This is a genomic window from Nitrosomonas communis, assembly GCF_001007935.1.
In the GTDB taxonomy this organism is placed as follows: domain Bacteria; phylum Pseudomonadota; class Gammaproteobacteria; order Burkholderiales; family Nitrosomonadaceae; genus Nitrosomonas; species Nitrosomonas communis.
In genome coordinates this window covers 2,511,981-2,526,107 of record NZ_CP011451.1, presented here as the reverse complement: position 1 = coordinate 2,526,107, position 14,127 = coordinate 2,511,981, and the positions used below count along the sequence as shown (strand labels likewise).

Annotated in this window: 8 protein-coding genes; 6 read left to right on the top strand and 2 right to left on the bottom strand. The window is 49.9% G+C overall.

The window, feature by feature from the left end; translation table 11 throughout:
• Positions 1–2: 2 nt before the first annotated feature.
• A complete protein-coding gene (gene dinB / locus AAW31_RS11445) occupies positions 3–1,166 on the bottom strand; it encodes a DNA polymerase IV (protein WP_046850324.1) in 1,164 nt (387 codons plus the stop codon).
• A 77-nt stretch (positions 1,167–1,243) separates the two neighbouring features.
• Positions 1,244–1,984 carry a DUF72 domain-containing protein gene (locus AAW31_RS11440; RefSeq protein ID WP_046850323.1) on the bottom strand — a complete coding sequence of 247 codons (741 nt, stop codon included), beginning with the start codon at positions 1,982–1,984 and terminating at the stop codon, positions 1,244–1,246.
• A 196-nt stretch (positions 1,985–2,180) separates the two neighbouring features.
• On the opposite strand from AAW31_RS11440, the gene AAW31_RS11435 reads away from it, so the two are divergent.
• The 6 genes from AAW31_RS11435 to AAW31_RS11410 all read left to right on the top strand — a co-directional run bounded on the left by AAW31_RS11435 (position 2,181) and on the right by AAW31_RS11410 (position 14,127).
• Positions 2,181–2,651, top strand: a complete 471-nt coding sequence (locus AAW31_RS11435; RefSeq protein WP_046850322.1) for a hotdog fold thioesterase — start codon at positions 2,181–2,183, stop codon at positions 2,649–2,651.
• Between the two features lie 199 nt (positions 2,652–2,850).
• Complete coding sequence (hrpA, locus tag AAW31_RS11430; RefSeq protein ID WP_046850321.1) at positions 2,851–6,612, top strand: ATP-dependent RNA helicase HrpA; 3,762 nt, start codon at positions 2,851–2,853, stop codon at positions 6,610–6,612.
• 90 nt (positions 6,613–6,702) lie between these two features.
• A complete protein-coding gene (locus tag AAW31_RS11425) occupies positions 6,703–9,564 on the top strand; it encodes a type I restriction endonuclease subunit R (RefSeq protein ID WP_046850320.1) in 2,862 nt (953 codons plus the stop codon).
• Between the two features lie 8 nt (positions 9,565–9,572).
• Positions 9,573–10,988: a restriction endonuclease subunit S gene (locus AAW31_RS11420; protein ID WP_046850319.1), complete on the top strand. Its 1,416-nt coding sequence runs from the start codon at positions 9,573–9,575 to the stop codon at positions 10,986–10,988.
• Positions 10,989–11,003: 15 nt separating this feature from the next.
• Positions 11,004–12,713: an ATP-dependent nuclease gene (locus tag AAW31_RS11415; protein WP_046850318.1), complete on the top strand. Its 1,710-nt coding sequence runs from the start codon at positions 11,004–11,006 to the stop codon at positions 12,711–12,713.
• Positions 12,706–14,127 carry a UvrD-helicase domain-containing protein gene (locus tag AAW31_RS11410; RefSeq protein WP_200899618.1) on the top strand — a complete coding sequence of 474 codons (1,422 nt, stop codon included), beginning with the start codon at positions 12,706–12,708 and terminating at the stop codon, positions 14,125–14,127. The genes AAW31_RS11415 and AAW31_RS11410 overlap by 8 nt, the downstream gene beginning before the upstream one ends.

Sequence of the window (14,127 nt, the reverse complement as noted above, 5' to 3'; positions counted from 1 at the left end):
GGCTATTCCTGGAATTCAAGGAGCAATTCGCCCTGAGTTAACACATTCGCTACCTGCAGCGAGTGGGTAGAAGACAGCATACTGACCCGTACGCCAAGCAATCGCAGCTTTTTTTCCAGGGGTACACGCCGTAGACATTCCCGCGCAGCCTGGCGGATAGCAATAGGATCGGCAATGAACGTAGACAAGGTGATATCTCGCGTGACAGTATGGAAGTCTTCGAAGCGCAATTTAATACTAATGGTTCGACCAAGGTAGCCTTTACTTTTCAGATCTTGTGCAACACGTGTACACAGGGCGGTAAGTGCTTCCGATAAAGCAGTGCGATCATGGCGTGGATGAAGGTTATGCTCAAAAGTAGTTTCCCGGCTGATCGATTTAGGTTCCGAACGAGTCATGACTGGACGATGATCAATACCATGCGCGACCTCAAAGAGCCAAGTTGCGTAGCCGCGACCAAAGTGTGCCTGAAGCAAACTTAATTCGACCTGGGCCAGCTCGGCGATGATCGAAATGCCGAGCAATGCCAGTTTCTTTTCTGCTTTGGGGCCAATGCCATTGATCCTACGTACTGGTAGTGGCCAAATACGTTCCGGAATATCAGACAGATCCAGAATAGTGATGCCATCTGGTTTTTCAAAATCGGAGCACATTTTCGAGAGCATTTTATTCGGCGTAATCCCAATTGAGCAGGTGAGACCGGTGGCATCGCATACTGCTTGTTTGATACGTTTCGCCAGCGTCAAGCTATCCTCTGGCAGACTGCTAAGGTCAATATAAATTTCGTCGATGCCGGAATCTTCGATTTGCGGCGTAATGCTTGCCACGGCAGTTTTAAACAGCTGCGAATAATGGCGATACGCATCAAAGTCAACTGGCAGCAAAATGGCATCGGGAGCAAGTTGTGCCGCTTTCATTAGGCCCATTGCAGAGAATACGCCAACTGCACGCGCTTCATAAGTGGCTGTCGTGATCACACCCCGACCTGCATAATCACGTAACCGTGAGAAACGCAGGCTTCCATCTTCCAGTCGCACCGGCTTATGCTCTGATTTCCCGCCAATGACCACAGGCAACCCGCGTAATTGCGGATAACGCAGCAGCTCAACAGACGCAAAAAATGCATCCATATCAAGGTGAGCGATACGACGGGATAAGTAATTCATTGTTTATCAGCTATTAATGTCTGCGGCTCGCCTTCGCGTCAGGTTTGCTTTGGCAATGGAATTCACCCTGGTTGCAATTATTCGGTTCTATGCAGCATAGTTTGTAAGGTTAGCGCATTTTGTACAGCGGCATAACCGCTTTTGGTATTATCAAAATAGCAATAGACGGTATGACCGCGCGCTGACCAGTTAGCAAAAGTAGCTGCCCAGTCAGATAAAGAACATTTGCTATAACTGCCCTCATAAGGACCGTTTGGGCCATGCAGTCGCACATAAATAAAATCAGTGGTCACTTCCCTGGGTGAAAGAAAACCATCCAGATCAAAGATGCAGAAAGCTGTCTTGTGCATTGAGAGCAGTTGATAAGTTTGTGCGTTATGCCAGCTAGGGTCGCGAAATTCAAAGACATATCTGAAATCATTGCTGAGCGTCTCCAGAAAAGCAGACAAGCGCTCGGGATTGAAATGCCAGCGAGGCGGGAGCTGGAACAAAATGGGCCCTAGTTTATCTTCCAGGATGCGTATTCGTTCCAGGAAAGTATACGTACTTTGCTCCAGATCGTTTAGTCTTTGTATGTGAGTGATGTAACGGTTGGCTTTGACGGTAAAGATAAAGTCTTTAGGGACTATGTCATACCATCGCAGCAATGTTTTTTTATCAGGCAATTGATAGAACGAATTATTGATCTCGACAGTTTTAAAGTATTTTGCATAATAGTACAGCCATTCTTTCTGGGAAAAACCCGGCGGGTAGAATAGGTCTCGCCAGTGAGAGTATGACCAGCCGGATGTTCCGATGAAAATCGTACCTTCCATCATATCGCTCGCTCCTGAATGATTTGTCTTAGTTGTAACAGGCTGCTCAGAGATTCTCATGCCAACCTGAAAAGCAGGGCTATAACAAAGTGACCTGTCGATTTGATCATTGCCTTTATAATATTCGGTTTAGCAGAGTTGCGGTATAGAACGCTTTTAAATTTTTAAACGATCAATCAATAAAGGAAAACCAGTGAGCATGATTTGGTTCAAGGATTACACACTCGATTATCTGGAAGGGCTGCGCAACGCTAATATGGGTGCGCATATCGGCATCCGTTTTGCCGAAATTGGCCCTGATTTTCTAACAGCTAGGATGCCGGTGGATAAAAGGACAACCCAACCGTTTGGGATTTTGCATGGTGGTGCAAGCTGCGTCTTGTCAGAAACATTAGGCAGTGTCTCAGCCTGGATGACGATCGATCCGGAGAAATATCGCGCAGTTGGGCTTGATATCAATGCCAATCATATCCGAGCGGTCACGAAGGGCAATGTCATCGGGGTATGTACCCCGCTGCATATCGGTCGTCGCACTCAGGTCTGGCAGACGGATATCACCGAAGAAGCCACTGGCAAGCGTGTAGCGATTTCCAGATTGACCGTAGCAATTATTGAACAGGGCACATTGAGTAATCAAAAAGAAACGGTCATCGTAAGCAGAGAATCGTAATGGCTGTTAACTGTCTAATTCTTTAATTCGGCAAGCTGATTGTTAATGCTTGCCTTCGTTGTGTCTTTAACGGTCATCGTAAGCAGAGAATCGTAATGGCTGTTAACTGTCTAATTCTTTAATTCGGCAAGCTGATTGTTAATGCTTGCCTTCGTTGTGTCTTTAGTTGTGTCATAAAGTTTCTGTCATTAAGTTTTTCATGAAATTACCACTTGCTGTCACTGAGCTGGATCGGCGTCTAGCCAATCTGCCCAAACCCACCTATCCAGAAGAGTTGCCTGTCGTTGGCAAGCGCGAAGAAATCGCACACGCCATTGAGGCGAATCAGGTGGTCATTGTGTGTGGTGAGACCGGTTCAGGCAAGACCACCCAATTACCCAAAATCTGCCTCGAGCTTGGGCGTGGGGTAGCCGGGCTGATCGGGCATACCCAGCCGCGCCGCATTGCCGCCCGCACGGTAGCGATGCGAATTGCTTCCGAGCTGAATAGCCCGCTTGGTCATGCGGTAGGTTATAAAGTGCGCTTTTCCGACAGTGTCAGCAAGGATACTTATATCAAACTGATGACAGACGGTATTCTGTTGGCAGAAACGCAAGGTGATCCGCTGTTACGCGCTTATGACACTATTATCATCGATGAAGCGCATGAGCGCAGCCTCAATATCGATTTCCTGCTGGGCTATCTCAAGCAGATACTGGTAAAACGGCCTGATCTGAAGCTGATTGTGACTTCTGCCACTATCGACGCAGAACGTTTTTCCCGGCATTTTCATAATGCGCCGGTGATCGAAGTATCCGGCCGGCTGTATCCGGTGGAAGTACGCTATCGTCCGTTGGCTTCTGAAGATGAGGAAGAGGTGGACTTGCAACAGGCGATTATCGATGCAGTCGATGAGCTGATGCGGGTAGGGCCGGGCGATACCCTGATCTTTCTGCCGGGTGAACGGGAAATCAGAGAAACCGCTGAATCCTTGCGCAAACATGCTTTTAGCCGTCCGGGCGGCGGGGCAGGGGTGGAAATCCTGCCATTGTTTGCACGCTTATCATTTGCTGAGCAGGAACGCGTGTTCAAGCCCGGTAACATGCGGCGCATCGTACTGGCTACCAATGTAGCGGAGACCTCCCTAACGGTGCCAGGCATCCGTTATGTGATCGATACGGGTCTGGCGCGCGTTAACCGTTACAGTTACCGCAATAAAGTCGAGCAGCTGTTGATCGAAAAGATTTCCCAGGCTTCCGCTAATCAGCGAGCCGGGCGCTGCGGGCGGGTGATGAGTGGCATCTGCGTGCGTCTGTATGGGGAAGAAGATTATCGCGCGCGTCCCGAGTTTACCGACCCGGAAATTCTGCGTTCATCGCTCGCGGCTGTGATTTTGCGCATGAAATCGCTCAAGATCGGCGATGTGGAAAACTTTCCATTTATTCAGCCACCGCTACCACGCATGATCGCGGATGGTTATCAACTGCTGACTGAACTGGGCGCAGTCGATGACAACAATGCACTGACCGCGATCGGCTGGCGCCTGGCCAAATTTCCAATCGACCCGAAAATTGCGCGCATGATTTTGGCGGCAAAACAGGAGAACTGTCTGAGCGAGATACTGATCATCGCATCCGCCCTCAGCCTGCAAGACCCGCGCGACCGGCCGTTCGAAAAGCAGGAAGCAGCCGACCGCGCGCATGAACCTTTTCGTGATGAGCGCTCGGATTTTCTGAGTTTCTTGAAGCTATGGGAATTTTTTGATGAGCAGCTCAAGCATAAAAAATCCAACAAAAAACTGATCGCCCAGTGCCAGGAGCATTTCATTTCGCATCGGCGCATGCGTGAATGGCGTGAAATTCACGGGCAATTGCATACTCTGGTGATGGAACTGGGATTCAAACCGAATCAGGTACCGGCAAATTATGATGAAATCCACCGCGCCTTGCTGGCAGGACTGCTCGGTAATATTGGCTTCAAATCTGAAAGCGAAGGCGAATACCTCGGCGCGCGCGGTATCAAATTCTCGATTTTTCCGGGCTCATCACTGAAAAAAGCCAAACCCAAATGGATCGTTGCGGCGGAGCTGACTGAAACCGCCAAATTATATGCCCGCTGCGTGGCCGCCATCGATCCCTCCTGGCTGGAAAACATCGCTGGCAGGCTCTGTAAAAAACATTATTTTGATCCTCATTGGGAAAAGCAGCCTGCCCAAGTCGCCGCTTATGAGCGTGTCACACTCTATGGCTTGACGATTGTGCCGAAACGGCGCGTGGCGTATGGTCGGATCAATCCCAAGGAAGCACGCGAGATCTTTATCCGCAATGCCTTGGTCGCAGGGGAATACGCAACCAAAGCGCCATTCTTCGAGCACAACCGCAAGCTGATTGAAACCATCGAAGAACTCGAGCACAAGGCACGCCGGCAGGATGTGCTGGTTGATGAGCAGGAAATTTTTGCGTTTTACGATGCCATTATTCCGGCAGACATCTATGGCGGGGCAGCTTTTGAAAAATGGCGCAAGCAGGCGGAACAAACCAATCCGCAGCTGCTTTATCTAACGCGTGATTACCTCATGCGCCATGCAGCAGGCAGCATTACCGAAGTGCAATTCCCTGAAACGCTTAATATTGATGGCCACGCATTCCCCTTAAACTATCGATTTGAACCAGGACACGTACTGGATGGCGTGACCATCACCATACCGCTGCCTTTTCTCAACAAGTTAACTATAGCGCAGTTTGACTGGCTCGTACCGGGACTGGTACGGGAAAAAATAACCTGGTATTTCAAATCGCTGCCCAAGCAGATCAGGCGCAATCTGGTACCCGTGCCCGACTATGTCACCCGTTTTCTGGAGCAGCAGGAACCAGCAGAACCCATGCTGCTGTCAGAAGCGCTGGCCCGCTTTATCCAAAGCCAAACAGGTATTAAAGTGCCGCTCGACAGTTGGGACGACAAACCTTTACCGCTGCATTTGCAGATGAATTACAAAGTCATCGATGATGCCGGAAAGGAGCTCGCCATGAGCCGCAATCTCACAGAATTGCAGGCGCAATTGGGGCAAGCCGCACAGTTGACCTTTGCCCAGTCAGACACAGCCGAGCAAATCAGTATCGAGCGCGATCAGCTCACGCGCTGGGATTTTGGTGATCTGCCCGAAGAGATCACCTTCACGCGCGCAGGCAAACAAATTACCGGCTATCCCGCCCTGGTCGATCAGACCGATCATGTCGCCATACGCCTGTTCGATACTCGTGACGCTGCCGCAAGCAACATGCGGGCAGGAGTGCGGCGATTATTGAGCTTCGAACTTAAAGACAGGATGAAGCAGCTTGAGAAAAACCTGCCGGGGCATAAACAGGCGATTATGCAGTTGAGCACCCTGATCGATCCGGAAACGCTCAAACGCGACATGCTCGCTGCCATCAGCGACCGCGCCTTCATCGGTGATGACCAACTGCCACGTAGCGAAAGCGAATTTAACGCCCAGAAACAGCGTGCGCGGTTACGCCTCAGTCCCGTAACTGATGCTGTCGCCCGACTCATCCAGGATATCGCACAGGAATACCAGACGCTGAAACAACGTTTGGCTGCCAGCACGATCAGCAATCCTCGCCTCAAGACTGAACTGACCGATCAACTCAATCACCTGATTTATCCCGGCTTTCTACATGCAACCAACTGGGAGCGACTGCCGCATCTGACACGTTATCTGAAAGGCATGGTCTTGCGCCTCGATAAATACGCCAGCAACCCCTCACGCGACGGCCAGCATGCCGTCAGTATCGCGGCATTATGGAATCAATACCTGCAGCGCCTGGAAAAACATCGCAAGGCAGGTATCAGCGACCCCAATCTGACCGAATTCCGCTGGCAGATCGAAGAGCTGCGCATTTCCCTGTTTGCTCAGGAATTGAAAACGCCTTACCCGGTATCCGTCAAACGCCTGCAGAAGTTCTGGGAAACAGTGCGCGAGTAAATTGTAGAAAGACTAGCTGAGTGACAGCTTTTTATGCTATTGTCTTGCCGCTCATGACTTGATGATATACTTACCATATAATAATAAAAATTGTCACTGGAACAACACGCAAGGGAGAATATCGATCGTCTGCTGACGGCAGCAGGCTGGTTGGTGTGCGATGCAGAAAAAGTTAATATCCATGCCGTACGCGGCTTAGCCATTCGCGAATTTCCACTGAAAACTGGATATGGTTTTGCAGATTATCTGCTGTATATCGATGGTAAAGCAGTAGGGGTAATCGAAGCCAAGAAAGCAGGCGTAACTCTCACCGGCGTTGAAACGCAATCGGACAAATACACGCAAGGTTTGCCGGATGGTCTGCCACGCTGGAGCAATCCACTGCCGTTCTCGTATCAATCGACGGGAAATGAAAACCGCTTTACCAATGGCCTTGATCCCGCTCCACGTTCGAGGTCAGTATTTGCATTCCATACACCTGGACTGCTAGCGGAATGGCTGAACAATCCACCTAATCCACCAGCACACACTGTACAGCAGAGCCTGCCGCAGTATTATCAAACGGGCAGCACTTTTCTTGCTTGCCTGCAACAGATGCCACTGCTCAGGGAAGAAGGGCTGTGGCCTGCCCAGATCAAAGCCATCCAGAATCTGGAACAATCACTTAAGGAAAATCGTCCACGCGCACTCATTCAGATGGCTACTGGTTCTGGCAAAACCTTTACTGCTATCTCGTTCATCTACCGTCTGATCAAATTCGCTGGCGCCCGGCGGGTACTGTTCCTGGTCGACCGCGGCAACCTTGGCGACCAAACGCTCAAGGAATTCCAGCAATACGCTTCGCCCTACAACAACTTCAAGTTCACCGAGGAATACATCGTTCAACGCTTACATTCAAATATAATCGACACCACCGCGCGCGTATGCATCTGCACCATCCAGCGTATGTATGCCATGCTCAAAGGCAAGGAACTGGCGGAAGACCTCGAGGAAGAATCAGTGGACAAGCTCGGTGGCCTGTTCAAACGACCGGAACCGATTGAGTATAATCCGGCTATCCCGATTGAAACCTTCGATATTATCGTGACTGACGAATGCCATCGTTCCATCTACAACCTATGGGCGCAGGTGCTGGAGTACTTCGACGCTTACCTCATCGGCCTCACTGCCACGCCCAGCAAACAAACCTTCGGTTTCTTCCACCAGAACCTGGTGATGGAATACAATCATGAAATGGCTGTGGCCGACGGCGTCAACGTCAACTATGACGTCTACCGCATCCGCACCCAGATCACTGAAAAAGGTTCGAAGGTGGAATCCGGCTACGCAGTGCAGATCATGGAACGCGACACACGCAAAAAGCGCTGGGAACAGCTCGACGACAATTTCAGCTACGACCCAAACCAGCTAGACCGCAATGTGGTCGCCCCGGACCAGATCCGCACCATTATCCAGACTTATCGTGATAAACTGTTCACCGAAATTTTCCCTGGCCGCAGCTGGGTTCCCAAGACGCTTATCTTTGCCAAGGATAATGCGCACGCGGAAAATATCGTCGAGATCGTGCGTGAGGAATTCGGCAAGGGTAACGATTTTGCCCAGAAGATCACTTACCGCAGCTATGGGGCAGGGGGCACGAAACCGAAAGACCTCATCAATGAATTTCGCACCAGCCCCATGCCACGCATCGCTGTCACAGTGGATATGATCGCTACCGGCACCGATATCAAGGCAGTGGAAGTCATCATGTTCATGCGCGCGGTCAAATCCCGCGCTTTCTTCGAGCAGATGAAAGGTCGTGGCGTGCGCGTCATCAAGCCTGACGACCTGCAAAGCGTTACTCCCGACGCCCAGGCCAAGGACCACTTCGTCATCGTCGACGCTGTCGGCGTCTGCGAGCAGGACAAGACCGACTCGCGCCCGATGGAACAGAAGCCCACCGTCAGCTTCGAAAAACTCATACAGGCCGTCGCCTTCGGCAACACTGAAGACGATGTGCTGACCTCGCTCGCTGTCCGCCTGGCACGTATGGAACATCGTCTCAAACCCGAAGATGATCAAAAAATTCGGCAGCTCAATGGTGGTTACAGCCTCAAAGATCTTGCCCACAACATTATTCAATCGCTCAATCCTGACATAGTTCCTTCTCTTTTTACTGTAGAAGATAAGGGTGAGACAAGCCGTCATTCCGGCGAAAGCCGGAATCCAGAAGCCAAGATAAACGAAGCCCGTATGCGTATCATCCAGGATGCAATAAAGCCACTCTACAATCCAGAACTACGCGCGCTACTCACTGAGATCAAAAAGAAAAACGAAGTCGTCATCGACATCATCAGTGCCGATGAAGTCCTCGACGTTGGCTTCTTGCCCGAAGCCCTCGACCGCGCCAAGGGTGTGGTCCAATCCTTCGAGCAATTCATTCAAGCGCACAAGGACGAAATCACCGCCTTGCAGGTGCTCTACAGCAAACCTTACAAACAGCGCCTCACCTTCGAGGCCGTGAAAGAACTCGCTGATGCTATTGAAAAGCCGCCGTATCTGTGGAACGAATCGCAACTGTGGAACGCCTACGCTACGTTGGAAAAATCCAAAGTCAAAGGCGCCTCTGGCCGCCGCATCCTCACTGATCTGGTTTCACTGGTGCGCTTTGCCATGCACCAGGACAACGAACTCATCCCGTTCCCCGAACGTGTCAACGCCAACTTTAATGCCTGGGTAGCCACTCAGGGCCGTCATTACGGCGAAGGCCGGAATCCAGAGCCTTTCACCCGCGAACAATCCCACTGGCTCGAAATGATCCGTGACCACATCGCTGCTAACCTCAGCATCGAGCCAGATGATTTCGAGTTGCCACCATTTACGCAACATGGCGGGCTCGGCAAAGTGTATCAGCTGTTCGGCGATCAGCTGAATGCAATCATTGAAGAACTGAACGAGACGTTAGCAGCATAGATGGCTTCATGATGAAAACAGAAATTACACAAGCTTCACTGCCAGCCAGCTGGACCGTTACTGAGCTTGGCGACGTGCTTGAGCGAATTACCAATGGACTAACATGCGTGCAAGAGAAGGAACCCCCTGGAATTCCTATCACTCGTATTGAGACGATCTCAAACGGATTCGTAGATTTTGAGCGAGTACGCTACGTCCGTGAGTTAGAAGAATCGAAGAAGGAAAGGTTCCTGCTTCGGCGCGGTGACATTCTTTTCAGCCATATCAACAGTGATCTACATTTGGGAAAGACTGCTGTCGTAACCAGCCACAAGCGGTTGCTCCACGGCATGAATCTTCTACTTCTGCGTACCAAGAGAGAACTTCTTGATCCTTACTATCTGCACTATCTGTTGAATTTTTATCGTCGCAACGGAACATTTATGAAGATAGCGCAGCACGCTGTGAATCAATCTTCGTTGAATCAGAAAAAGATTAATTCACTGAAGATTCCACTCGCGCCCCTCAATCAACAAAAACGCATTGTCGCGGAAATCGAAAAACAATTCTCTCGCCTTGACGAAGCTGTCGCCATCCTCAAGCACGTCAAGGCCAACCTCAAGCGCTACAAAGCCGCCGTCCTCAAAGCCGCCGTCAAAGGTCGTCTCGTCGAAACCGAAGCCGAACGTGCCCGCCGCGAAGGCCGCAGTTTTGAGACCGGCGAGCAACTCCTGCAACGCATCCTCGAAACCCGCTGCAGCCAGTGGAAGGGCAAGGGCAAATACAAAGAACTCGTTGCACCAGACACCACCGACCTGCCTAAACTGCCGGAGGGGTGGGTGTGGGCATCGGTAAGTGATTTATTGCGTGAGCCCTTGCGTAATGGACATTCAGCAAAAGCAACCACCGATCCAAATGGACTCCGTGCTTTTACTTTAAGTGCTGTCACCGAAGGCGATTTCTCGGAAGCAAATACCAAGCGAACCGTAGCTAATCCTGCGAAGGTCGCTGATTTATGGGCAATGCCTGGTGACATCTATGTTGAGAGATCGAACACGCCAGAGTTGGTAGGTACAGCCTCTCTTTATAGCGGCCCGGAGAAATTCGCTTTCATTCCAGATTTGCTGATAAGAATCCGAGTTTGTCAGCTTGTTGTCCCAAGATATGTCGAACTTGCTTTGCAAAGCGATTTCGGACGTCGCTACTTCAAGGGCCGTGCCCAAGGAATATCTGGCACGATGCCAAAGATCGACCAAGCCGCCATCGAAGCATACCCTATTTTGCTACCGCCACTCACTGAACAATACCGAATTGTTGCTGAGATCGATCGCCGCTTCTCGCTCATGAGCAAAATTGAGGCCCAGATGGATGCCAACCTCCAGCATGCCGATATTCTTCGACAAAGCATTTTGCACTCTTCTTTTGTATGCAAAGCAAATATATAAGAAACGGTTTTAAATATGGCGCGTATTCGCAAGATTGAAATAAGAAACTTTCGTGGGATCAGGTGTCTAGATTGGATGCCGTCAGATGGTGTGAATTGTTTGATAGGGCCAGGTGATAGTGGCAAGTCCACTCTATTAGATGCGATAGACCTTTGCGTCGGAGCGCGCCGTAACCCGCAATTCACAGATACAGATTTTTATAGACTTAATGTTGAAGAGCCAATACTCATAGCAGTGACTATTGGGGAGCTCGAAGATAGCCTCAAAAGTATTGAAACATACGGCCTGTACCTCAGAAGTTTCAATAAGACAACTGGAGAGATTGAAGATGAGCCAGAAGCAGGCTTAGAGACGGTGCTGACGATACAACTTACGGTTGGTGGCGATCTTGACCCATCATGGATTTTGGTTTCAGAACGGGCAGCGGCTCTAAATCAAACACGAAATCTTGGCTGGAACGACAGGGTTCGAATTGCTCCGACGCGTATTGGAGCGATAGCGGATTACAACTTAAGTTGGCGCCAGGGGTCGGTCTTGAACCGCGTATCAGAGGAACGCGCTGCTGCGTCAGCGGCACTGGCAAAAATTGTCCGTGATGCAAGAGCTACGTTTGGGAACGAAGCGGGAGAGCAACTTGCAGGAACGCTCAGCACTGTCACGTTAGTAGCAAAAGAACTTGGAATTCCGGTCGGAGGCAACGTTAAAGCTTTGCTTGATATTCATTCTGTATCTGTTGGTGGGGGAACAATTTCACTCCATGATCAAAGCGGAATACCTTTACGTTCTCTTGGAATCGGTTCTACGCGTTTGTTGATTGCTGGGCTTCAACGTAAGGCTGCAGTGCAGTCGACAGTTATTCTGGTAGATGAGTTGGAATATGGTCTTGAGCCACATCGCATTATTCGATTGCTGGACTCATTGGGCGCCAAGGAAAAGGAGCCGCTTCTTCAGTTATTTGTGACGACTCATTCACCGGTGGCACTACGCGAATTGAGGGGTACCCAGCTATATGCCATGCGGAGACTAGAGGATCGTCACGTATTACGCTGTGTAGGCATTGACGACGATATTCAAGGCACTATCCGTTTATATCCAAACGCTTTTCTTGCGCGATCCGTTTTTGTTTGTGAGGGTGCCAGCGAGGTTGGACTCATCCGTGGGCTAGACCAACACAGAATTGTGAATGGAGGACCATCGATTGCAGCGCAAGGCGTGGGATTAGTCGATGGAACCGGCACCCTCTTATTTAAACGCGCCAAGTCTCTTCAGTCACTTGGATATCGAACCGCTGTGCTTCGTGATGATGATGCACATCTAGCTCCGGAGCTTGAACAGGAATTCTCGAATGACGGGGGAGAGGTAATTGCTTGGCGTAAAGGTCGGGCGCTTGAAGATGAGATATTCATAAGCCTCTCTGATGGTGCAGTCCTGAAACTTATTGAACTGGCGGTTGAACTTAAGGGAGAGAATGTTATTAATGACCATATTAAATCAGCGACAGACGGAAAAAAAGACTTATTGGTATGCAAATGTGAGTTAACTCAGGAGAATAGATCTATTCTTGCCAAGGCGGCGAAATCCAAAAAATCCTCATGGTTTAAGACCGTGAGTACGATGGAGATCGTGGGTCGTGACATTGTTGGTCCTGATCTTGAAAAATCTGAGGAAGGATTTCGAGAGGTAATTAATCGAATATTTAACTGGGTGGACAACGCTGGTGAGTGAGATCGACTTATTGAAAATAAATCGAGGAACAATCTCCGCTCCTGCCGGTTGTGGGAAAACGCACCTCATTAGCGAAGCACTAAAGCGCCATGGTAATCGCAAACCAATTCTTGTTCTTACACACACCAATGCGGGTGTAGTTGCGCTACGAGATCGTCTGAACAGGGAGGGTGTTCCTTCAAGCACATATCGATTAGCAACTATCGACGGATGGGCAATTAGGCTGGTTTCTATGTTTCCGGCTAGAGCAAAACTGGAGAAGGAAATACTGCATCTAGTAAATCCAGGACAAGACTACCCGCAAATTAGGAATGCGGCAATCACGCTACTAAAGGGAGGGCATATTAATGACATTCTCACTGCCAGTTATGCGCACCTGGTTGTTGATGAGTATCAGGACTGCTCTGTCCGGCAACATGCAATTGTCTTTTACGCAGCGCAGGCACTACCTACATGTGCGCTTGGTGATCCACTCCAGGCGATTTTTGGGTTTGGTTCCGATGCCTTGGCTAATTGGGAAAAGCATGTCTGTGAACATTTTCCGCTTGCAGGTGAGCTCAATAGGCCTTGGAGATGGATAAATGCGGGAGCTGTGGGCCTGGGGGAATGGCTTCTTGATGTTCGGCGAAAGCTATTAGCTGGTGAACAAATAGACCTCAGTACTGCGCCGGCGCAAGTGCAATGGATTCCACTTGATGGAGTAGATAACCATGCGAGGATGCTGAAAGCTGCCAGGATAAAGCCCCCAGGCGATAATGGGCATGTTCTGATTATTGGGGACAGTGTTAACGCCGATAGCAGGCATCGTATTGCTAGCTCAGTGCCAGGTGCTGTGACAGTGGAAGCGGTTGATTTGCGAGACCTCGTTACATTTGCCCGCAATCTAAATCTAGAGCGTGATGGCTCTCTTGTTCAGATTGCAAACTTTGCTCAAAGTATAATGACTAACGTTGGAGCAACTGATTTGGTGCGGCGAGTAGATATTTTGAGTAGAGGCGCTGCCCGCAAGGAGCCTTCTGAGGTAGAAAGGGCGGCGCTTGATTTTGTACGAAAGCCCACATATCGCGGTGTTCTTGACCTACTTGTGGCGATAAATAAAGAAGGGGGAGTGCGTGTTTTTAGACCAGCGGTGCTAAGAGCATGTATCAAAGCATTATATGCCTGTATTAATACGCCCAGCCTATCCTTTTACGAAGCTGCGACTCAGGCTCGTGAACAAAATCGAATGCAGGGTCGCCCGCTCCCTAGGCGTGCAGTCGGAAGCACTCTTCTCTTGAAAGGGTTGGAGGCGGAAGCTGCTGTCATTTTGAATGCGACTAATCTTGATATGCGGAATTTGTATGTTGCAATGACTAGAGGCTCAAAGTCACTTGTCATTTGTTCGAGTTTACAGATATTGAACCCTTCGCATTAA